Origin of the sequence: Sphingomonas sp. Leaf339 (assembly GCF_001426195.1) — a bacterium.
Lineage (GTDB): Bacteria > Pseudomonadota > Alphaproteobacteria > Sphingomonadales > Sphingomonadaceae > Sphingomonas.
Genome location: NZ_LMRS01000012.1, coordinates 493,246 through 514,169, shown reverse-complemented (window position 1 = coordinate 514,169; position 20,924 = coordinate 493,246). Strand labels below are relative to the sequence as shown.

General features: G+C 66.0%; 19 protein-coding genes and 1 tRNA gene. 10 read left to right on the top strand and 10 right to left on the bottom strand.

From position 1 onward, the window contains the following. The first annotated feature begins 2 nt into the window (after positions 1 to 2). Complete coding sequence (locus ASG67_RS09150) at positions 3 to 524, top strand: Smr/MutS family protein (protein ID WP_056529204.1); 522 nt, start codon at positions 3 to 5, stop codon at positions 522 to 524. Here ASG67_RS09150 and dapE read toward each other — a convergent pair. Together dapE and ASG67_RS09140 are read right to left on the bottom strand one after the other, a co-directional pair. Further along, positions 502 to 1,668: a succinyl-diaminopimelate desuccinylase gene (gene dapE, locus ASG67_RS09145; RefSeq protein ID WP_056529201.1), complete on the bottom strand. Its 1,167-nt coding sequence runs from the start codon at positions 1,666 to 1,668 to the stop codon at positions 502 to 504. The genes ASG67_RS09150 and dapE overlap by 23 nt on opposite strands. Then, a complete protein-coding gene (locus ASG67_RS09140) occupies positions 1,620 to 2,294 on the bottom strand; it encodes a glutathione S-transferase family protein (RefSeq protein ID WP_056528595.1) in 675 nt (224 codons plus the stop codon). The genes dapE and ASG67_RS09140 overlap by 49 nt, the downstream gene beginning before the upstream one ends. A 97-nt stretch (positions 2,295 to 2,391) precedes the next feature. On the opposite strand from ASG67_RS09140, the gene ASG67_RS18835 reads away from it, so the two are divergent. Continuing rightward, positions 2,392 to 3,039 (top strand): hypothetical protein, encoded by a 648-nt coding sequence (locus tag ASG67_RS18835; protein WP_056528592.1) that lies wholly within the window; start codon positions 2,392 to 2,394, stop codon positions 3,037 to 3,039. A gap of 189 nt (positions 3,040 to 3,228) precedes the next feature. Here the strand turns inward: ASG67_RS18835 and yihA are convergent, their stop codons facing one another. From yihA to rpmH, 5 genes are read right to left on the bottom strand one after another with little or no spacing between them, the layout of a single operon-like run. After that, the gene (gene yihA, locus ASG67_RS09130) at positions 3,229 to 3,867 is read right to left on the bottom strand and encodes a ribosome biogenesis GTP-binding protein YihA/YsxC (RefSeq protein ID WP_056528589.1); all 639 of its coding nucleotides are present in this window, start codon (positions 3,865 to 3,867) and stop codon (positions 3,229 to 3,231) included. Further along, positions 3,864 to 5,567, bottom strand: a complete 1,704-nt coding sequence (yidC, locus tag ASG67_RS09125; RefSeq protein ID WP_056528587.1) for a membrane protein insertase YidC — start codon at positions 5,565 to 5,567, stop codon at positions 3,864 to 3,866. The genes yihA and yidC overlap by 4 nt, the downstream gene beginning before the upstream one ends. A gap of 43 nt (positions 5,568 to 5,610) precedes the next feature. After that, positions 5,611 to 5,823, bottom strand: coding sequence for a membrane protein insertion efficiency factor YidD (gene yidD, locus ASG67_RS09120; RefSeq protein WP_056528584.1), 213 nt, complete (start codon positions 5,821 to 5,823; stop codon positions 5,611 to 5,613). Then, positions 5,820 to 6,188 (bottom strand): ribonuclease P protein component, encoded by a 369-nt coding sequence (gene rnpA / locus ASG67_RS09115; protein WP_056528581.1) that lies wholly within the window; start codon positions 6,186 to 6,188, stop codon positions 5,820 to 5,822. Before rnpA ends, yidD begins: the two co-directional genes overlap by 4 nt. A 5-nt stretch (positions 6,189 to 6,193) precedes the next feature. Next, entirely contained in the window at positions 6,194 to 6,328 is a 135-nt protein-coding gene (rpmH, locus tag ASG67_RS09110; protein WP_017978410.1) for a 50S ribosomal protein L34, read from the bottom strand. A gap of 191 nt (positions 6,329 to 6,519) precedes the next feature. On the opposite strand from rpmH, the gene ASG67_RS09105 reads away from it, so the two are divergent. The 3 genes from ASG67_RS09105 to ASG67_RS09095 all read left to right on the top strand — a co-directional run bounded on the left by ASG67_RS09105 (position 6,520) and on the right by ASG67_RS09095 (position 8,633). Next, positions 6,520 to 8,028, top strand: coding sequence for a YifB family Mg chelatase-like AAA ATPase (locus ASG67_RS09105; RefSeq protein ID WP_056528578.1), 1,509 nt, complete (start codon positions 6,520 to 6,522; stop codon positions 8,026 to 8,028). Between the two features lie 66 nt (positions 8,029 to 8,094). Beyond that, a complete protein-coding gene (locus ASG67_RS09100; protein WP_056528574.1) occupies positions 8,095 to 8,373 on the top strand; it encodes a DUF3253 domain-containing protein in 279 nt (92 codons plus the stop codon). A gap of 176 nt (positions 8,374 to 8,549) precedes the next feature. Further along, positions 8,550 to 8,633: transfer RNA gene (locus tag ASG67_RS09095), tRNA-Leu, on the top strand. A gap of 232 nt (positions 8,634 to 8,865) precedes the next feature. Here ASG67_RS09095 and ASG67_RS09090 read toward each other — a convergent pair. The 3 genes from ASG67_RS09090 to ASG67_RS09080 form a co-directional block, all read right to left on the bottom strand. Continuing rightward, positions 8,866 to 9,723, bottom strand: coding sequence for an MOSC domain-containing protein (locus ASG67_RS09090; RefSeq protein WP_056528571.1), 858 nt, complete (start codon positions 9,721 to 9,723; stop codon positions 8,866 to 8,868). Positions 9,724 to 9,735: 12 nt separating this feature from the next. Next, positions 9,736 to 10,758, bottom strand: coding sequence for a cupin-like domain-containing protein (locus ASG67_RS09085; RefSeq protein ID WP_056528569.1), 1,023 nt, complete (start codon positions 10,756 to 10,758; stop codon positions 9,736 to 9,738). Between the two features lie 102 nt (positions 10,759 to 10,860). Then, positions 10,861 to 14,202, bottom strand: a complete 3,342-nt coding sequence (locus tag ASG67_RS09080) for a TonB-dependent receptor (RefSeq protein ID WP_056528567.1) — start codon at positions 14,200 to 14,202, stop codon at positions 10,861 to 10,863. Positions 14,203 to 14,378: 176 nt separating this feature from the next. Here ASG67_RS09080 and ASG67_RS09075 point away from each other — a divergent pair, with 176 nt between their 5' ends. The 5 genes from ASG67_RS09075 to ASG67_RS09055 are packed head-to-tail and all read left to right on the top strand — an operon-like array spanning position 14,379 to position 20,851. After that, positions 14,379 to 15,878, top strand: a complete 1,500-nt coding sequence (locus ASG67_RS09075) for a tryptophan halogenase family protein (RefSeq protein ID WP_082543401.1) — start codon at positions 14,379 to 14,381, stop codon at positions 15,876 to 15,878. Beyond that, positions 15,875 to 17,248, top strand: a complete 1,374-nt coding sequence (locus ASG67_RS09070) for a tryptophan 7-halogenase (protein ID WP_056528558.1) — start codon at positions 15,875 to 15,877, stop codon at positions 17,246 to 17,248. Before ASG67_RS09075 ends, ASG67_RS09070 begins: the two co-directional genes overlap by 4 nt. Beyond that, positions 17,245 to 18,756 (top strand): tryptophan halogenase family protein, encoded by a 1,512-nt coding sequence (locus tag ASG67_RS09065; protein ID WP_056528556.1) that lies wholly within the window; start codon positions 17,245 to 17,247, stop codon positions 18,754 to 18,756. Before ASG67_RS09070 ends, ASG67_RS09065 begins: the two co-directional genes overlap by 4 nt. Beyond that, complete coding sequence (locus tag ASG67_RS09060) at positions 18,753 to 19,757, top strand: glycosyl hydrolase (protein ID WP_235535127.1); 1,005 nt, start codon at positions 18,753 to 18,755, stop codon at positions 19,755 to 19,757. The genes ASG67_RS09065 and ASG67_RS09060 overlap by 4 nt, the downstream gene beginning before the upstream one ends. Then, a complete protein-coding gene (locus ASG67_RS09055; RefSeq protein WP_056528553.1) occupies positions 19,754 to 20,851 on the top strand; it encodes an SGNH/GDSL hydrolase family protein in 1,098 nt (365 codons plus the stop codon). The genes ASG67_RS09060 and ASG67_RS09055 overlap by 4 nt, the downstream gene beginning before the upstream one ends. The last annotated feature ends 73 nt before the right edge of the window (positions 20,852 to 20,924 follow it).

Below are 20,924 nucleotides of genomic sequence, written 5' to 3'. Positions count from 1 at the left end.
TGATGGCCACCGTCAGGCCGATCCGGGTGCCGGCCGCCAAGGCGCCAATGCCGGTCGTCGTGGCGGCCAAGCCGATCGCGCTACCGAAACCGATCGTGGTGCCGACCCGCAAGATGGGCAGGGTGCCGCCTCCGCCCGTCATCGTGCCCAGACCCTCGCCCGCCCGCACGGTGCAGAACAATCTCGATGCGTCATGGGATCGCAAGCTGGGGCGGGGCGCGGTGATCCCCGACAGTTCGATCGATCTGCACGGACACACATTATCGTCGGCACATGCGATGCTGGATGCGGGGATCGAACGGGCGATCCGGCGGGGCGACCGGGTGCTGCTGCTTGTCACGGGCAAGCCGCCGCGCCCGGAGAGCGAGCGACCGCACGCGCGCGGCGCGATCAGGGCGGCGGTGGCAGACTGGCTGGCGGGATCGCGCCATGCCGATGCCATTGCGGCTGTACGCGGCGCCCATCCGCGCCATGGCGGGATGGGCGCGCTCTATATCGTGCTCAGGCGGCCACGCGTCGGATGATGTCGGCGTAGATATCGGTCAGGGCGTGGAGGTCGGCCACGGCCACCGCCTCGTCCACCTTGTGCATCGTCGCGTTCAGCAGGCCGAATTCGACCGTCGGGCAAAGCCGCGACAGGAAGCGCGCGTCGGACGTGCCACCGGTGGTGGATAGTTCTGCCACGACACCGGTGCGCGCCGCGATCGCATTGGTGACGATCCGCGACCAGTCGCCCGGCTGGGTCAGGAACGCCTCGCCAGAGATGCGGCCGCTCACGGTGGCGCGGTAAGGAGCGGTGAGGGCGCGGATCCGCTCGATCAGTGCCGCCCCACTGTGTTCGTCGTTAAATCGGATCGACAGGCGGGCGCGGGCGGCGGCGGGGATCACGTTGGTGGCGGGGTTGCCAACCTCGATGTCCGTGATCTCGATATTAGACGGCTGGAACCAGCGATTGCCGTGATCGAGCACTATTTCATCGATCGCGGCCAGCAGGGCAACGAGGCGGGGTATGGGGTTGTCGGCCAGATGCGGATAGGCGACATGGCCCTGACGGCCGGCGACCTCGATCCAGATATTGACCGATCCGCGCCGGCCGATCTTGACCATGTCGCCCAGCCGGACGGCCGAGGTAGGTTCGCCGACCAGACACAGATCAGGCACGATCCCGCGTGCCGCCATGCGATCGATCAGCGACAGCGTGCCGTAAGTCGCCGGTCCTTCCTCGTCCCCGGTGATGACGAGCGTCAGCGGCGTGTCCGGCACGCGGGCGGCAGCGGCGACGAAGGCCGCGACCGCTCCCTTCATATCGACCGCACCGCGGCCGTATAACAGGTCGCCGCGCACCTCGCCCGACCAGGGCGATCCGGTCCAACCGTTGCCCGCGGGCACGACATCGACATGGCCGGCGAAGGCGAGATGGCGGCCCTCACCACTACGGGTGGCGAGCAGGTTCTCGACCGGGCCATCGGGTGCTTCGCCCACCACGAAGCGGTCGATCGCGAAGCCGAGGGGGATCAGCGCGGCTTCCAGTACGGCGAACACGGCGCCGCGCGCGGGCGTGACGCTGTCGGCGCGGATCAATGCCGCCGCGAGCGCGACGGGATCGGTCGCCCCGTCGATCAATGCCCCCTGATCTCCGGCGTCTGTTCGTATTGCTGGATCACCCATTCCTCTTCCTGCGCCGCGGCGATCCAGTCCTGCATCCAGCGATGCTCCAGCACCGCCTGCATATAGGCGGTGGCGAAACGGGCGACGGGCAGTTGATAGGTGACGATCCGGGTGATGACGGGCGCGTACATGATGTCGACCGCACCGAACGCGCCGAACAGGAAATCGCCATCGCCGCCGAACCGCGCGCGCGCCTGCGCCCACAATTCCATGATGCGCGCCAATTCGGCGATCACCGCGTCGTCCGGGCGCTGGGCGGGAAACACCTGGCGGATATTCATCGCATAGGTGCGGCGCAGGTGCTGGAACGACGAATGCATCTCGGCCGCCATCGACCGGGCCATCGCGCGGGCGGCATCGTCGGCCGGCCAGAAGACGTCGCGACCGACCTTGTCAGCCAGATAATCGACGATGGCGAGGCTATCCCACACCACGGCGTCGCCATCCCACAGGATCGGCACCTTGCCGGAGGAGGGGGCGAATTCGTCACCCTGGCGGCGGCGATCCCATTCGGCGTCATAGAGCGGGACGACGACTTCCTCGAAGGGCAGGCCCGATTGCTTGCAGGCGAGCCAGCCGCGAAGCGACCAGGACGAATAGGCCTTGTTGCCGATGATGAGCTTCATGGCGCACGGACTAGGCGAGGCGACCGGCGGGGGCAACCGGGCTTAGGCTTTGCCGGGAGCGAGAGTTGAACATAGGATCGCGTCCGAAAGGGAGCGCATGGCCATCGAATCATCGTCCAGTCGTGCCGCCATTTCTCGTTCGGCGGGCCGGCGTATCGGGGCGATGGCAGCCACGATACTGGTCCATGCCATTCTGTTGCTGATGATCCTGTTCGGGCGAGATCCGCCGCTTGCCAATCCACCGGTGGTACCAGCGCTGATGGTGTTCGACGTTCCCCTGCCGCGGCCGCCGGCTCCCCAGCCGATCCCGCCACCCCCCACGGTCCAGCGACCGCGTCCGGATGCCGGCGGATCGCCGGGCCGGGCGCGGACGTTGCCGAGGGTCGCCGTGGTAAAGGCCCCGACGCCGCCGCCCCGCACGGCCATGCTGGAGGAGGAACCGTCATTGGTGTCACCGCAGGGAAGGCCGGTTTCGGCCGACCTGTTCGCATTACCCGATATTGCGGCGGGGAACGGCGGCGGGGCTGATCGAGGCGGGGCGGGCGGCCGCGGCGATGGTCGTGGTAGCGGCGATGGCGCCGGCGACCGCGTCGGGCTCTCGCGGGCACTGTGGATCAGGATGCCGACAGTTCGCGAGATGGAGCCCTATTGGCCGGTCCGTGCCCGTCGAGAGCATATTGCAGGGCGGGTCGTGCTGGCGCCTGCATCGTGCCAAGACCGGGGCCGCCCCGTCGATGCGCAGTGATCCAAGAATATCCGCAAGGAATTGGCTTCGGAGAATCGGCGCTGAAAATGTCGAGGCTGTTCCGGATGAAACCCGTGACCCGCGGATCGGCGGTCGAGGATTTGCCCGTGATCGTCCCCGTCAGATTCGATGTGTCGATCGACATCAACCTACCCGCCAAGGCCCGTTGAGCCACCGGCCGATCGGTGGTCAGACGGTGACGGCCTCCATCACGGCGGCGCGCAGTTCGGCGATGCCCATGCCGCCCTCCGACGACGTCGTGATGATCTCCGGATGCGCAGCGGGGCGCTGGCGCGCTTCGTCAGCGGTCGCCTGTGTCACGGCGGCGAGGTCGGTGGCCTTCACCTTGTCGGCCTTCGTCAAGACGATGCGATAACTGACGGCGGCCTTATCGAGCATGCCGAGGATCTCGCGATCGACATCCTTGATGCCATGGCGCGAATCGATCAGCACCAGCGCGCGCTTCAACACGTCGCGTCCGCGCAGGAAATCGTTCACCAGGAAACGCCATTGGCGGACCATGTCCTTGGGCGCCTTCGCAAAGCCGTAGCCGGGCATGTCGACGAGGCGGAAGCTCAGTGGCTGGCCGACATCGAAGAAGTTCAGCTCCTGCGTCCGCCCCGGCGTGTTCGACGTGCGGGCAAGGCCGTTGCGATTCGCCAGTGCGTTGAGCAGCGACGACTTGCCGACATTGGACCGGCCCGCGAACGCCACCTCCGGCACGATCGGTTCGGGCAGATGCTCCAGCTTGGGCGCCGATTTCAGAAATGCGATCGGGCCGGAGAAAATCTTCCGCGCGATTTCGACTTGTTCGTCGGTAAAGCTCACTTCGCTGCCGCCTGCTTCAGGCCCGGATGGCGGGCGTAGAGCAGCTTCTGCTGCAGGATCGACACGCAGTTGGTGGTGATCCAATAGACCTGAAGGCCGACTGCAAACGGCGCCATCACGAACATCAGCACCCATGGCAGGAACTGGAACACCTGCTTCTGGGTCTCGTCCATCGCCTGCGGATTAAGGCGGAACTGGAAGAACATCGAGATGCCGAGCAGCACCGGCACAACGCCGATCGCCAGGAAATGCGGCAGCGTGATGGGGATGTAGCCGAACAGGTTCAGCACGGTTGCCGGATCGGGCGCCGACAGATCCTTGATCCACAGGATGAATGGCTGGTGGCGCATTTCGATCGTCAGCAGCAGCACCTTGTAGAGCGCATAGAAGATCGGAATCTGGATCAGCGTGGGCAGGCAGCCGGCCAGCGGATTGACCTTTTCCTGCTTGTAGAGGGCCATGACCTCCTGCTGCATACGGACCTTGTCATCCTTGTACCGCTCCTGCAGCGCCTTCATCTTGGGCTGCACCGCACGCATCGCGGCCATCGAGGCGAACTGGCGCTGGGCGATCGGGAACAGGACGGCGCGGATCGTCAGCGTCAACAGGATGATCGCGACGCCGAAATTGCTGACCATGCGGAACAGCCAGTCGAGGTAATAGAAAATCGGCTTTTCGACGAGGCGGAACCAGCCCCAGTCGATTGCATAGTCCAGCTTGGCGATCAGGCCGGTGTCGGAATAATGATCGAGCAGGCGCACTTCCTTGGCACCGGCAAAGAAGCGCGCGCTGGTGGCGAGCGACTGGCCAGGCTGCAGCACCTTGGGCTGTACGATATAGTCGGCCTGATACGCCTGGTTGGCGCCGGCGCGGAACTGGCCGTCGAACGTCTGGGCGGCATCGGGCGACAGCGCGGTCAGCCAGTATTTGTCGGTGAAGCCCAGCCAGCCGCCCTGCGTGGTGAAACGCTGCGGCCCGGCGTCGACATCCTTGAAATTCGGATCGTAATGGGCGGCGCCGTTGTTGACGGACATCGGGCCGGTATGGATCGTCCAGCTATCCGGGTCCTTCGACACGCCGACGCGGTTGACGAAGCCATAGGGCGCGACGGGCACCGCGCCGGTGCCCGCGTTCAGGACCGTCTGCTTGATCGTGAACAGATAGCCGTCGTCGATCGCGATCTGGATGCGGAAACGCTGGCCGGTCGCGTTGGCGGCGTCGAGCGTGACGGGGCGACCGGGGGCGAGCACGTTGGACGATGCCGTCCAGGTCGCATCGGCGGCGGGTGGCGCCAGACCGTCCGCGCGCCAGCCGAAGCCGGCAAAATACGCTTCCGGCGCGCCGGCGGGCGACAACAGGCGGATCGGCGCGGAGTTCTTGGCGACGGTTTCGTTATAGCCGACCAGCACGAGATCATCGATCCGCGGCCCGCGCAGGTTGATCGAACCGCGCAGCGTCGGCGTCTCGATCCGAACGCGCGGCGATTCGCGCAGCACCAACTGGCGATCGCGGATCGCGGCGGGGCTGTCGGCGGTGGGATCGGCACCCGGCTTGGGCAACGCGACCTGCTTGCCGTCGACGATCTTCGTCGCGGGCGGATTGGCGGTCGGGAAGAAGCGATTCTGGATCAGCGGCCATCCGAACAGGATCAGCGCCGCGATCACCGCGAACAGCACGAAATTCTGGCGATCGTCTTTCACGGCGTCTGTATTCCCGTTTGGGCGTGATGGTCGTGGGCGTGAGTCAGGGGACCGGGTCCGGCCCGAACCCACCCCAGGGATGGCAGCGCGCGATCCGCTTTAGCGCGAGCCAGCCCCCCTTCATCGCGCCATAGCGGTGAAGGGCGGTGATTGCATAGGCCGAACAACTGGGATCGTAGCGACACGTCGGTGGCAGGATGGCCGAGGGGCCGATCTGCCAGCCGCGGGCCAGCAGGATAAGGAACCGGGCCATCACCGGGCGGGCGATCGCAGGGCCGGTGCCGCCTTGCCCGGTACCGCTTTGCCCGAGGCCGCCTTGCGAAGCGCCTTGGTCAGTTCGGTCCGCAACAATGCGAAGTCGCGCTCGACGCCGCCGTTGCGCCCGATCAGCACATGATCGGCACCGGCCGTGCCATCAGTGGGCAGCAGCTCGCGCGCAAGCATCCGCAGCCGGCGTTTCATCCGGTTGCGGACCACGGCGTTGCCGATTTTCTTGGTAACGGTGAAGCCGACGCGCATCGCGGCGTCACCGTCGTTGCGGGGGTGCACCAGCAGGACGAATCCCGGCATCGGTGCACGCCTGCCCGCATTGGCCGCCAGGAAATCCCGGCGGCGCGACATCACGATCAGGCCGACAGCTTCTTGCGGCCGCGGGCGCGACGGGCGCGGATCACCGCACGGCCGCCGACAGTCGCCATCCGCGAACGGAAGCCGTGGCGGCGTGCCCGCACCAGGTTGCTCGGCTGGAAGGTGCGCTTCATCGTTCATTCCTCGAAGATCGTCGTGTAATAAAAACGGCCGCCCGGAGGACGGCCTTGCGGGGCGGCGCATACGCGGGACGGGCGTTCAAGTCAACGCGTCGCGGCCACGGCCTGCGCCATACCTCGACCTGCTCTTACCCCATTTGCACGCGCTTGAAAGCGGTTATGAGGGCCGACCGGGGGGAATGTGAATGGCGGCGATCGTATCGACAGTGGCGTATCTGGGGCTGGAGGCGCGCGCGGTCGAGGTGCAGGTGCAACTGATCCCCGGCCTGCCGGCGTTCAACGTGGTGGGGCTGGGCGACCAGGCGGTGGGCGAGAGCCGCGAGCGGGTGCGCGGCGCGATCGCGGCAATGGGGTTGGCGATGCCGCCCAAGCGGATCGTGGTGAACCTGTCGCCCGCCGACCTGCCCAAGGAGGGATCTCATTTCGACCTGCCGATCGCGCTCGCCCTGCTGGGCGCGATGGGCGTGGTCGATGTCGAGACGCTGGCCGGCTATGTCGTCGTCGGCGAACTGGCGCTGGACGGCCGGGTGGCATCGTCGCCCGGCGTCCTGTTGGCGGCGCTGCATGCGGCAGAAACCGGCAAGGGCCTGATTTGTCCGGGCGCGCAGGGGGCGGAGGCAGCATGGGCCGGATCGGTCGAGGTGATCGCCGGCCCCGACCTGTTGTCGCTCATCAATCACTTCAAGGGTCACGGTCTGCTGGCGATGCCGCAGCCGGGCGAGGTGGAGGAGATGACACACGGCCCCGACCTGCGACAAGTAAAGGGGCAGGAGACGGCGAAGCGCGCACTGGAGATCGCGGCAGCGGGCGGCCATAATCTGCTGCTCTGCGGTCCGCCGGGAGCCGGCAAATCGCTGATGGCGGCGTGCCTGCCGGGTATCCTGCCGCCGCTCGATCCGGCGGAGGCGCTGGAGGTGTCGATGGTGCAGTCGGTCGCCGGCACGCTGACCAACGGCCGGCTGACGCGAACGCGACCGTTTCGCAGCCCGCACCATTCGGCGTCGATGGCGGCGCTGACCGGCGGCGGGCTGAAGGTAAAGCCGGGCGAGGTGAGTCTGGCGCATCTGGGCGTGCTGTTTCTCGACGAACTGCCCGAATTCGGGCGGGCGGTGCTCGATTCGCTGCGCCAGCCGCTGGAGACGGGGACGGTCAGTGTGGCGCGGGCCAATGCGCATGTGACGTTTCCCGCCCGGGTGCAGTTGATCGCGGCGATGAACCCGTGCCGGTGCGGGCATCTGGGCGATCCCGGCCTCGCCTGCGCGCGGGCGCCGCGCTGCGCGGCGGATTATCAGGCGAAGGTGTCGGGGCCGCTGCTCGACCGGATCGACCTGCACGTCGATGTCGCGGCAGTGACCGCGGCCGAACCGGTACTGCCACCGCCGCTCGAGGGATCGGCCGAGGTGGCGGCACGGGTCGCGGCGGCGCGGGCGGTGCAGACGGCGCGGTATCGCGACCACCCGGTGCGTACCAATGCCGAGGCGGACGGACCGTTGCTGGATACAATGGCGACGCCGGATCAGGCGGGCCGCACGCTGCTGGCCCAGGCGGCCGAGGCGATGCGGCTGACGGCGCGCGGCTACACCCGCATCCTGCGCGTGGCGCGGACGATCGCCGATGTGGCCGGTGCCGAGGAAGTAGGGCGCACCCATATCGCCGAGGCGCTGAGTTATCGCCGGCAACCCCCGCGTAACTGATGACGACGAGGGTCTGCATGAAGGCATCGTACTGATGCGTCCCGGCCGCCAGACGGACAAACGGCGATGACCGCCGACAGCGATGCTAGGCGTCTGACGTTGGCCCTGCTCGCTGCGCGCGCACCGGAGGCGACGGTTTGCCCCAGCGAAGTCGCTCGCGCATTCGCGCAGTCGGGCGGGGTCGGAACGACGGCGATGGACTGGCGCGAGGCAATGCCCATCGTTCACGCCGCGATCGACGGGATGGTCGTAGAAGGGCTCGTGCGATTGAGCTGGAAGGGCGACCGATTAGAAGCGCGGACCGGACCCTATCGGATCGGACGGGGTCCCGGCCGTACGGCGTGAAGTGGCCGTCTAATGCCGTTCAGTGTGACAAGCGACGCTCGTCACGTCATCGGGTCCGACCCTTCGCAATACCCATCACCAAATGAACCCGAAAATCCGATTTGAAAACTCCGGACGACTTGCATATAGGCTGGCGGCTCGCTGATCGGTGGCCCGCAAGTGGCACCGATCGACGTGCGGGCGTGGTGAAATGGTAGACGCGCCGGACTCAAAATCCGGTTCCGCAAGGATTGTCGGTTCGAGTCCGACCGCCCGCACCAATACTTGATCGACGTGGCGAACGTCCGGTCTCATCACCATCGATATGGCCGTCTGCTGCCCTGCCACGAACGCATGGCGGCGTTGGCGCTGCCTGAGAATCCGTCCATCGGTCTGCGAGTTTATCGCCATCACCTTACTGGTGCTGTTGGTGTCGAGCGACCACGATACCTCGCGCCGCTCGTCGGCCATGGCGACTGGATTAACGCGGCAATAGCGAGAGCGCGCATCTGGCTACGGTCCCGCCGTCCTAACGGCGACCGGGGGCGGATCAGACGTTGCTCTCCCGTCTTCCAACACCTCCACCTCATCCCCGACGCGGATCGTGCCAATCCGGTCGGCGATGGCGTTCTGGCCGAACATGATCCCCCCCGTGCCGGCATGACCCATCGCGCGCAGGGTCGTCAGCGGTTCATTGCCGTCAAGCCGCTCGCCGGTCAGCGGCTGCTGCGTCACGATGATGCACCGGGAACACGGCTTGGCGATGCGCAGCACCACCCCGCCGATGCGGATACGACGCCAGCGATCCTCCGCCCACGCCTCCGCGCCCGCGATGACGATGCTGGGCCTGAAGCGGGCCATGGTGACGGGCGTCACAAGGCGTTCGTTGAGCGCGGCCAACGATGCGTCAGTCGTTACCAGCAGCGGAAATCCATCGGCGAGGCTGACATGCTCACCCGGCCGCGACCATGCTGGATCGATCGGACGCACGCTGTCATCGGGTTGATAGGCCAGTCGCACAGGTCGGCCGAGCGCCGCCGTAAGGAAAGCGTCGGCGGCGGGATTGCCGAGCCGGACAGGCAACGTGTCACGCCAGACACTGGCGGTGGCCGTCTCGGCATCACTACCGGGTATGCCCGCCTCGCATCGTCCCAGCGTTGGATGATCGAACAAGATAGGTCCGTCCCCAACTGTCACATCCAGCAAGGCCATCTGCGGAAACTGCCGTCGCGTCAGGAACCGGCCGTTCGCATCGATCAGCATCCACCGCCGATCGCCCGCGATCCCGCGATGCTCCACCAGGGCCTCGGCCAGCGAATGCCCACGAACGCTTTTGACGGGATAGCGGAACACGCCAGACAGCTTCATCATCAGCGCTTCCTATCAGCGATCGGCGAGGGCCTGACGCAGAAAGGCACGGATTTTCGCGTCACGTTCCGGTGAAGCCGGACCGACGACACCGCGCGCATGGTCCGGCAGATGGTCTGCCACCGATGCTGCCGTTGGCTCGAACACATACTGCTCGAACCACACCCGCATTGCGTCCCGCTCACCCGCCGGCAGGTCGCGAACGGCCAGGACCGCGTGCATCAGCGCGTTGAACGGCGACGCGCCCGATCCTTCATGCCACCAATAATTGACGAGCACGTTGAGCGGCCCAGTCGCACGAACATCATGCCACCAGTATGCGGGGATATAGATCGCATCGCCCGGCCCCAGCTCCGCGACCCGCACCGCCGGCATCGCCTCGGCAAAGCGAGGATAGCGGTCAAGATCCGGAGCCTCCAGATCGACCATGCTCACCGGCTGCCCCGCAATCGTGTCCTCCAGCGGGCCGACGTACAGATCGGGCGTCTGCGCGGGCGGGATAACCGCGAAACGGCGGCGGCCCGACACCACAACGGCGAGGTTGCTCGACATGTCGTAATGCGTCGATACGCGGCTGCCGTTGCCGATCCACAATCGCGGCACCGCGCCCGGCGTCGGCAGCGACAGGACGTTCGCCTCTGCCCAGCCGGGAAACACATCGGGCGTCGGCGTCGAGCCGACATACAATGACGGCGCCGCCGGGTTGCCTGCCTCCGCTGCCAGCGCATCCAGGACAAGCGACAACAGCACCTGCGCCTGCTGAAAATTCATACCGCGATGATCGGCGCTGTAGAAGAAGCGCCCGGCGATATCCGGTGCGCCCGCGAACATCGTCACCGGCCGGCCGGCATCGAACTGCCGCAGGTAATCGATCATCGGCCGCACGCCGCCTTGCCACGCCGCCACCGCCGGCCAGTCCGCCGCCAAGCCGCGCAGCACGACCGGACGATAGGCGGGCACGATTTCGCTTGCGAAGACGTCGGGCGTGACACCCGACCGCTCGGCAATAGGCGCGGCGCTGGACAGGAAATCGATCATCGCGGTTCAGCCATCATCCCGTGTGCATCATCGATCAAGCACAAAAAAATGGGCGGGGCGGCCGATGCCGTCCCGCCCCGAGGTTGGGGAAACCGTAAAGGATCAGAAGTTGAGCCGGGTCGACAGGGTGAACTGACGATCGGTCTTGAACGAGGTCAACGGAGCCGTCAGACCATCGCCATTCAGCAGATAACGCGTCTGCGTCGTCGTGTTGGCGATGTTCTGCACCTCCAGGCCGATCTTGAATCGCGGGTTGACCGTCAGGAAGACGGAACCATCCAACTGTCCGGTCGGCTCGGCATAGACCGGCAGGAACGGGAAGCAGCAGTCACGGTTGTTGAGCAAGAACTTCGACCGCCAGCTATAGGCGATACGGGCGGCGAAACCGCCCATGTCGTAAAAGCCCGCCACGTTGTAATTGTGCTTCGACAGGCCCGCCAAGGGCAGGTTGTCATAAAGCCCGGTCACATCCAGCGGCGGCCGGTTGCCGTCGTTCGCCGCATTCGCTGGTGGCGAGTTCGGGATGTTGCCCGCGTCGACGAACGTATAGGTAGCCTGCGCGCCAAGTCCCTTCAGGAAGCCGGGCAGGAAGTCGAACGTCTGCTGGTACGAGACTTCGGCACCCTTGATGTTGCTGCTGCCGTCGATGTTTGCCGGCCCGTTGATGTTGGCCGTCACGGTCTGGCCGTTGTTCGTGAAGGTGCGGTTATAACCGAAATTGTCGAGGATGATGTTGCGCAGCTTCTTGTAGAACACCGTGCCCGTCAACTGACCGACCTTGGCGAAATACCATTCGGCGGTCAGGTCGAACTGATCCGCTTCGACCGGGGTCAGGAACGGATTGGCGTTGTTGGTGCTGCCCGAGAAGTTGTACGTCCCCGCGACGTTCGCGGCGCTCGGCGACAGCGTCGTGACGTTACGCAGCTTGCCGAAATCCGGGCGCGAGATCGCGCGCGAATAGGCGAAACGCATCAGCACCTTCGGCGACAGGTCCAGACGGACGTTCACGCTGGGCAGGAACTTGTCATAGCTCTGGTTGGTGACCGAGGGCGTCGTGCCGCCATTGGCAAACGCCAGTGCCGCCTGTGCCTGTGCCAGCGGAATCGTGCACAGTGCATCGACAGTCTGGAACTGGCCGGGATTGGCCAGGCGGAAAGCGCAATATTCCGCGATGGTGGTGTAACGAGGCGGCAGCGCCTGACCATTCGCGTCGGTCCGGCTGTCGGGGCGGAACACGTTGGTCGCCTGCGGATAATTGACGGCACCGAACGAGCGGTCTTGGGTCCGGACCCAACGCAAGCCGATGTTGCCCGACAGGTTCATCCCGCCGCCGAACAGATTGTCACGCCCGAAATCGACCCGGGCATAGGCGGCATAGGTCTTCTCGGTATTGCGATATACCTCGTTGGGCAGGAAATACCCCTCGACCAATGGCTGGCCGTCGGCGCGCACGCGATCCTCGATCGGCACATAGGTACCGCCGCTCGCCTTCGTTGCCGCGCGGATGAAGGTCATCAGCGCATCGTGGTTCGAGATCAGGTCGGCATTCAGGAAATTGGTCGGCAACGGGCCACCATCCGATGCGCCGCGCAGGAAATTGTCAAAGCTGTGCACGCCATACGTACCGGCGGGCGACTGGGCGAACGACACCGGACCACCGCCGGTCCAGGTCTGCGACACCGCACCCCAGTTGGTATAATCGTTGGTCCGCACCGTCTGATCGCGCGATGCGAAACGACCGCCGACCCTCACCTTGCGCAGGAAGCTGTCGTCGCCGAAGTCGTAGTCGACGTCGCCACGGAATGCCCACTCGTCGCCATCGTTGATGTTGCGGTTGTTGAACGCATCGGCAAAATAGAAGCTGTTGGGATTGGCGAAATAGCTGCCTGCATTAAACCCGGGCGTCAGCAACTGGACATTGGGGATGCTGCCGCGCGTGTCGATCGAAGCCTGCGCCTGCGATGCCGTGTCCAGAATGTCGTCACGACCGGTCACCTTCGACTTCACATACTGCCCATCAAGGTTGATGTGCAGACGTTCGGTCGGGTTGAACTTCAGGTTCAGCGAGTGATCCGCGGTGATCGACTTCGAATCGAAGTACCGGTTGGTGGAACCGATGTTCAGGCCGTTCGCGACGAACTGCGTCAGGGCGCCGAAGCCAGCGCCGTTCGGACGGTTGCCGAACACTTGGCCGGTGCGCCGCGCCAGCACGCCGCTGGTGAAGACACCGTTCGCGTCATAGGTCGGCGTCGTGCCGGCCAGCGGGAACGTCGTGGTGGCGTCGCCGTAATAGATCGCCGGCCCGATCGTGCGGTCGAGATGATCCTCAGAGCTCTGGGTGCGGAGATATTGCGCGGTCAGCAGCAATCGCTTGTCGAGGCTCTCGAACTGAAACGCGCCCTGGATACCTAGGCGCTCGCGATTGATGTGCTCCTCACGATATCCGCCACCCAGCGGCACATAGACGCGGCTGAGGCCATTCGGGACCGGGTAGGTATCGAACAACGACGAGGCATAAGGGGTGCCGGCGTTGATCGTGCGGCCTTCGCCCGTGTCCTGAACGCCGTTACCGTTTTTGTCGTCGTTAAAGCGCGGCAGGTAGGAATTGAGATAAACCGAATCCACGCGGGTGTGGAACTGCGAATAGGTCACGCTGCCGAGGATGCCGAACCGGCCGATGCCGGTATCGAACTGCTTCGAGAGAAGCGCCACGCCAGAAGGTGCGCCGCGCCCTTCGAAATCGCCATAGCTCATCCCGCCCGATACGTAGAGCAGGTCCTTGTCGCTATCGAACGGCTTGCGCGTGTTGATGTTGACGGTGCCGGAAATACCGCCTTCGATCAGGTCGGCGGTCAGGTTCTTGAAGACCTCGATCGATCCGACCAGCTCGGACGGCACGTCATTGAAGCCGATCTCGCGGCCGCCATTGGCGGCGAAGGTGTCACGGCCATTGAACTCGCTGCGGACATAGCTCAGGCCGCGGATCACCACGCCCGATCCCTGGACCGAGAAATGCTGCGCATCGGTCGGTGCGGCAAAACGGCTGATCGCGACGCCGGGAATACGCTGCAACGCTTCGTTCACCGACCGATCTGGCAGGGCGCCGATATCCTGCGAGGTGATCGCGTCGACGATCGTGTCGGCGTTGCGCTTGATGTTCTGGGCACTGGCCAGACTGGCGCGGACGCCGGTGACGACGATGTCGTCGGACGATGCCTCCTCGGCGGTGCCGGCGGGCACGGTGCCCTGCTCGGGGCCGGCCGGGCGCGTCGCGTCACCGGCCTGTTCGGCGGCGGCGCGTTCGGCGGGGGTGGCGGGCTTGCTGCCGGCGACGACCTGAGCCCAGGCGGGCTGTGTGGCACAGACGAGCGCCAACACCGATGCGGTGATGGCCAGACGATTGACGGCACCTTTGCGCGCCGCGCGATCGACAACAGTAAACATAAAGCCCCTTGATCCTCATCCCCGCTGCCTTCCTGTTCGGAAGATCGCATTATCCCGCCCCAATCGCGGTCATTGTCGTCAATAGACAATGGCCGGGACGGGCACAACAATAATATGGAAAGTTGAAATATTTTGTTAAGATCGCGTATGGGCCGGGGCGGGGAGAGAGCGGAACGGTGACGGAGCAGCAGCGCGTGAGCGTCGTGGTGGTGGGTGGCGGCACCGCCGGATGGATGACCGCGGCGGCCCTTCGCGGCGTCGCGTGTGCGGCGTGTGACGTGCATCTGGTCGAATCGGCAGAGGTGGGCATCGTCGGCGTTGGCGAGGCTACCTTGCCACATCTGCGCGCGTTCATCGAACGGCTGGGGATCGACGAGGCCGCGTTCATGGCGGCCACCAGCGCGACCTTTAAACTCGGCATCGAATTCTGCGATTTCGGCGCGATCGGTGATCGCTACATTCATCCTTTCGGCACCTATGGCCGCGACCTCGCCGGCGTCGGTTTCCATCATTACTGGCTGCGACGGGCCAGCGCGAACGCCGCCGCCGCACCGATCAGCGATTACAGCGCCGCCGTCGTTGCCGCCGAGGCGAGACGCTTTGCCCGACCGACCGGAATCGACGATCCGGCCGCCAGCTTCGGTTATGCGTATCAATTCGACGCGACCCGCTTCGCCCCTTTCCTGCGCGAATGGTCCGAGGCGCGGGGCGCGGTGCGGACCGAGGGACGCATCGTCTCGGTCGATCGTGATGCGGCGACGGGCGACGTCCGTGCGATCGTGCTAGCCAATGGATCGCGTATCGAGGGCGATCTGTTCGTCGATTGCTCGGGCTTCCGCAGCCTGTTGCTTGGCGAGGCGATGGGCGAGGGGTGGGAGGACTGGTCGCATTGGTTGCCCTGCGACCGCGCGGTCGCGGCCCCCTGCGCCAGTCCGCCCGGTCCGATCGAACCGTTCACGCGCGCGGTGGCGATGTCGGCGGGGTGGCGATGGCGCATTCCCCTCCAGCACCGGGTTGGCAACGGGTACGTCTATTCCAGCGCCCATATATCCGACGACGACGCGCGCACGGCATTGCTGGACGCGCTGGAAAGCGAGCCCTTGGCCGAACCGCGTTTCCTGCGCTTCCGGGCCGGTCGCCGGCAACGCAGCTGGGTCGGCAACGTCGTCGCGATTGGGTTGGCCTCCGGCTTTCTCGAACCGCTGGAATCGACAAGTATCTACCTGTCGCAAATGGCGATCACGCAGCTGATCGAACATTTCCCGGAGCGCATGGTGGAGGACGTCGATCGCGACGGGTTCAACGCGTCGGTCGATGCTGAATATGATCGGATCCGCGATTTCCTGATCCTGCATTATCACGCGACGACGCGGACGGACTCGCCGTTCTGGGATCATGTCCGTACCATGGCGATCCCCGATACTCTCGCCAGCAAGATGGCGCTGTGGCGAGAGACGGCGCAGGTTTCGAAATACGCCCATGGCCTGTTCCTCGAACCTAGTTGGGTCGCGGTGTATCTGGGCCAGGGCATCGTGCCGACCGGGTGGGACCAGCGCGCCGACCTGCCCGAACCGGCCGCCCTTGATCGCGCGCTGGCGACGCTGGCTAGCACGATCGCCGATCGCGTGGCGGCGATGCCCGATCACGCCACCTATCTGGCGCGCGGATCGGCATGAGCGCCGCCCTGCGCAGCGTAGCGGTATTCGGCGGCGGCATCGTCGCGCAATCCGCCGCGCTCGCCTTTGCGAAGGCGTTGCCACGGGCGGCGATCGTTCAGGTGGCGACGCCGGTGTCGCCCGCCGCGCTCGCCGACCGGCTGCCGCTGGTTCAACCCTTCGCACTGGCGACCTTCGATCGGTTGGGCATCGATCCCGATGCCCTGATCGATCGGGGCGTCGCGACGCACCGGCTGGCACAACGGTTCGAGGCATGGGGTCCCGATCGCCGCCCCTGGCATCTGTCCGACAGCGGCACCGCAGTCCCATCAGGGCCGGGCGCGCCACATCAACGCTGGCTGGAGGCGGAACGGCAGGGCGATACTCGTCCGTTCGATATGCTGTTACCTGGCGCGGTACTCGCGCAGTCAGGCCGGTTCGCACCCGATCTGCCGCCGCCACTCGACATGACCGAGGCGGCATTGCGGCTTGACGGGGACGCCTTCGCGCGCGTGCTGGCGAGCGGTCTGGCCCGCTCACGCGTGACGAGCCGATCCGGATCGATCGCGTCGGTCGATCGCGATGCCGATGGACATGTCGCCGCTGTCATGATGGCGGACGGTACGCGGATCGTCGCCGACCTGTTCATCGATGCCACTGGCCCGGCGGCGCTGGTGGCGGGCGATATGGCGTTCGAGGACTGGAGCGCCGCACTACCCTATGATCGACTGCTGCTTCAGCGCTCGGGCGCGGGCACGACACCGTTGCTCGACAGCTATACCGCCACCGATATCGGCTGGTCGGCGCGGTGGCCGTTTCCGGGTGGCGAATGGCGCGCGCTGGCTTTTGCGGCGACGACACGGGAAGATCGGGCGCGGCGCAAGCTGCCCAGCGGCCGCGATACCGCCGATCTGATATCATACCGTCCCGGCCGCCGCCGCGACGCGTGGCGGGGCAACGTCCTAACGCTGGGCGAAGCCGCCGTCCAACCCGGACCGCTGGGCCTCGCCGGCCTGTCGCTCGCCTGGACGCATCTGGCGCTGGCGCTCGACCTGCTGCCCGATCGAACCATGCCGCCGTCACTGATCGCCGAATATAATCGCCGCGCCGGCCTGCGCGCCGATCGACTGTGCGATTTTCTGGCCGCGCATTATCGGGGCCGGAACGAGGCGCCGGCCGGGCTGGCCACCACGCTGGTGCAGTTCGAACGCCGCGGACTGCTGCCGCATCACGAGGAGGAAAGCATGATCGACGATGCGTGGGCGGCGGTGCTGCTCGGCCAGGGGATGCGGCCGACGCGCCGCGATCCCCAGGCCATGGGCGCCGAACCGCGCGCCATCGCTGCCGCGCAAACGGCAATCACCGCCGCCGTCGCGCGCGTGCCGGCATGACCGGGGCACCGATCTCGCGCGTCGTGATTGTCGGCGGCGGCACCGCGGGCTGGATGGTCGCCGCCGCCGCCGCCCGCTTTCTGGACGATGGCCAGCGCACCATCACGCTGGTCGAATCCGATGCGATCGGCACGGTCGGGGTTGGCGAGGCGACAATCCCGCCGATCCTGAACTTCAATCGCCTGCTCGGCATCGACGAGGCGGAATTCCTCCGCGCCACCAACGGCAGTTTCAAACTGGGGATCGAATTCGTCGGGTGGCAGACGGGGGAGGATCGCTATTTCCATCCCTTCGGCATGCATGGTCGCGCGTTTGAGGGGCTGAATTTCCATCAGGTCTGGCTGAAGCTGCGCAACCGGCCCGGCATTGGCGACATCGGCGATTATTCGATGTCGACCGTCGCCGCCGCCGCGCACCGGTTCGGCGCGCCGGTCGACGATCCGCGCTCTCCTCTGTCGGGCATCGCCCATGCGTACCATTTCGACGCCGGTCTCTATGCCGCCTTCCTGCGCCAGCGGGCCGAGGCAGAGGGCGTGACGCGGATCGAGGGGCGGATCGCCACCGTCGATCGCGATGGCGAAAGCGGCCATGTCCGCGCCGTCGTGCTGGACGACGACCGCCGCATCGAAGGTGACCTGTTCATCGACTGCTCCGGTTTTCGCAGCCTGTTGCTGGGCGAGGCGATGGGTGTCGGCTTCACCGACTGGTCGCACTGGCTGCCGTGCGATCGGGCGATCGCCGTCCCGACGGTCCGGACAGAGCCGATACTGCCCTTCACCCGCTCAACGGCCCGCCCGGCGGGGTGGCAGTGGCGCATCCCGTTGCAGCACCGCACCGGCAACGGCCATGTCTATGCCAGCGCCTTCATGGACGACGATGCCGCCGAAGCATTGTTGCTCGCGAACCTCGAAGCGGCACCGGCGGCCGAACCGCGTCGCCTGTCGTTCAAGGCGGGGGTCCGGGCAAAGCTGTGGGAGGGGAATGTCGTCGCGCTCGGTCTGGCCGGCGGTTTTCTGGAACCGCTGGAATCGACCAGCATCCATCTGATCCAGGAAGGCATATCGAAACTGTTCGCGCTGTTTCCCGACCGGCGGTTCACCCCGGTCGAACGCGACGAATATAATCGGCTGATGGGCGATGCCTATGCCGGCATCCGCGATTTCGTGATCCTGCATTACCACGCGACCAAGCGCGACGACTCACCGTTCTGGCGCCATGTCCGCACGATGGAACTGCCCGATACGCTGCGCGCGAAGATCGCGCTGTTTCGGGAAAAGGGCCGCATCTTCCGGTACGACGACGAACTGTTCGCGGTGCCCAGTTGGGTCGCGGTGATGCTGGGGCAGGGGATCGTGCCGGATGGGTACGACCCGGTGGTGGATGCGCTCGACGCCGAGCGGCTGACGGCGGCGGTGGTCCGGATGCGCGGCGCGATGGCGGCGGCGGCGCAAGCGTTGCCGACGCATGGCGCGGTGCTCGATCGGTTGAAGGGAATGACGACGGCATGACGGGTTTGACGCGGCGGACCGCGATGTTGGGCGGTGCCGCCTTGGGTCTCGCCGCGCCCGCGCTGGCGGGGGCGACGCCATCGCTGTCGAACGCGCGCGCCGCCGCCGGCGCGCGGCGGTTATATGCCTGGCTGTGGAGCCAGTACGGCCGCAAGACGCTGACCGGTCAACAGGAACAGGGATCGGCACCGCCGAACCCGCATGCCGAACTCGATTATCTGGAAAAGGTGACGGGGCGCCTGCCGGCGATCCTCGGCCTCGATTATATCGATCCGCGTGACAATGATGCGGTGAACGCGCGCGCGATCGACTGGTCGCGGAAGGGCGGCATCGTCACCCTGTGCTGGCATTGGGGCGCGCCCGACATCGGCACGGGGTACGAAAATTCGAAGAAGGATTTCGACCTGATCGCCGCGCTGCGACCCGGCACGCCGCAAAACGTGGCGATGCTGGCGCAGATGGACGAGGTGGCGGTGCTGCTCCGCCGCCTGCGCGACGCGCGCGTACCGGTGCTGTGGCGTCCGTTGCATGAATTCAGCGGCGACTGGTTCTGGTGGGGCAAGCATGGGCCGGCGGCGTTCAAGGCATTGTGGCGGTTGATGTACGATCGCTTCACGCGGATGCACGGCCTGAACAATCTGATCTGGGTGCTGGGCTGGGCCGGGCAGAATGTCGATGCCGCCTGGTATCCGGGCCGATCGACGGTCGATATCGCGGGCGCGGATATCTATGCGGCCGATCACGGCAATCTGGCGCCGATGTTCGCACAGGTGAAACGCATCGTCGGCGACACGCTGCCGATCTGCCTGCATGAAAACGGGCCGGTCCCGGACCCCGCGCTGCTGGGCGCGGAGGCGGACTGGTTGTGGTTCATGACGTGGCATACCCGTTGGCTGACCGGCGCCGATCAAAACCCGCCGGACCTGTTGAGCCGCTATTATGGGTCTGATCGCTATTTGACACGCGACGAACTGCCAACATGGCTGAAGGACCCAAAATGAAACTGCGTATCGCCATCCTCGCCTCGGTCGCCTTTACCACTGCCGCCATCGGCGCACCTCGGCTGGCACCGGCCCCCGGCGCGCAAGTCACCACCGCCGCGTTGCCGCTACACGTCGGCGGGCGCGTGGTTCAGCGTGACGGCGACGCTGTACGGCAATGGCCCGGCACCTATTTCGAGGCAACATTCCGGGGCAGCGCCGCCTTGCTGAAGGTCGGCACCGGCGATGTCCGCCTGCACGTCCTGATCGATGGCGTGACCGTCGACGATCTGGTGAAGCCCGCACCCGGCCTGTACCGTGTCGATGGCCTCGCCCCCGGCCGCCACATCGTCCGGGTCGAGGTCGCGAGCGAAAGCCAGTCGTCGCCAACCCAGTTCGGCGGGATTTATCCGGCGGACGGTGGCCGCGCCCTGCCGCCACCATCACCCCGCGCACGCCAGATCGAATTCATCGGCGACTCCCATACCGTCGGCTATGGCAACACCGCGACGAAGCGGGACTGTACCGAAGGCGAGGTGTGGCAGACCACCGATACGTCCCAAGGGATCGCCGGCCTGCTCGGGCGCCAATATGATGCCGATTATGCCGTCAACGCGATTTCAGGACGCGGCATCGTGCGCAACTATGACGGGTTCGCCGCCGATACGCTGCCGATCGCCTATCCGTTCGCGCTGTTCGATCACAGCGCCAGTGCGACGCCGGCCGGATGGCATCCGCAGGTGATCGTGATCGCGCTCGGCACCAACGATTTTTCTACCCCGCTAAAGGCCGGCGAGCCATGGTCGGACCGGGCGGCGCTCGATGCCGCCTATGTCACCCGCTATGCCGCGTTCGTCCGCGATCTGCGCCGTGCGAACCCTGACGCCCAGATCGTCCTGTGGGCGACCGAGCTCGTCGATGGCGAAATCCTGCGTGAGGCGGGGAAGGTCGTTGCCTCGCTTCGATCGACCGGCGATCGCCGGGTCGGCCTGGTCCCCGTGACCGGGCTGGCGTTCAGCGGGTGCCATGCCCATCCATCGCTCGCCGACGACAAACGCATCGCTGCGGCGATCGACACCTATCTGGCCGCACAACCGACAGTCTGGCGCCGATGATCGCGGCGCTGTCCTACAGCATTATCGATCGGTATAAGCCGGTAAGGACCACCGTTTCCGCGTCCTTGCCGGC

Coding starts and splice junctions, on each gene's coding strand:
- ASG67_RS09150 (WP_056529204.1), top strand. CDS start 3: ATGGCCACCGTCAGGCCGATCCGGGTGCCGGCCGCCAAGGCGCCAATG.
- dapE (WP_056529201.1), bottom strand. CDS start 1,668: ATGGGTGATCCAGCAATACGAACAGACGCCGGAGATCAGGGGGCATTG.
- ASG67_RS09140 (WP_056528595.1), bottom strand. CDS start 2,294: ATGAAGCTCATCATCGGCAACAAGGCCTATTCGTCCTGGTCGCTTCGC.
- ASG67_RS18835 (WP_056528592.1), top strand. CDS start 2,392: ATGGCCATCGAATCATCGTCCAGTCGTGCCGCCATTTCTCGTTCGGCG.
- rnpA (WP_056528581.1), bottom strand. CDS start 6,188: ATGTCGCGCCGCCGGGATTTCCTGGCGGCCAATGCGGGCAGGCGTGCA.
- rpmH (WP_017978410.1), bottom strand. CDS start 6,328: ATGAAGCGCACCTTCCAGCCGAGCAACCTGGTGCGGGCACGCCGCCAC.
- ASG67_RS09105 (WP_056528578.1), top strand. CDS start 6,520: ATGGCGGCGATCGTATCGACAGTGGCGTATCTGGGGCTGGAGGCGCGC.
- ASG67_RS09100 (WP_056528574.1), top strand. CDS start 8,095: ATGACCGCCGACAGCGATGCTAGGCGTCTGACGTTGGCCCTGCTCGCT.
- ASG67_RS09090 (WP_056528571.1), bottom strand. CDS start 9,723: ATGATGAAGCTGTCTGGCGTGTTCCGCTATCCCGTCAAAAGCGTTCGT.
- ASG67_RS09085 (WP_056528569.1), bottom strand. CDS start 10,758: ATGATCGATTTCCTGTCCAGCGCCGCGCCTATTGCCGAGCGGTCGGGT.
- ASG67_RS09080 (WP_056528567.1), bottom strand. CDS start 14,202: ATGTTTACTGTTGTCGATCGCGCGGCGCGCAAAGGTGCCGTCAATCGT.
- ASG67_RS09070 (WP_056528558.1), top strand. CDS start 15,875: ATGAGCGCCGCCCTGCGCAGCGTAGCGGTATTCGGCGGCGGCATCGTC.
- ASG67_RS09065 (WP_056528556.1), top strand. CDS start 17,245: ATGACCGGGGCACCGATCTCGCGCGTCGTGATTGTCGGCGGCGGCACC.
- ASG67_RS09060 (WP_235535127.1), top strand. CDS start 18,753: ATGACGGGTTTGACGCGGCGGACCGCGATGTTGGGCGGTGCCGCCTTG.
- ASG67_RS09055 (WP_056528553.1), top strand. CDS start 19,754: ATGAAACTGCGTATCGCCATCCTCGCCTCGGTCGCCTTTACCACTGCC.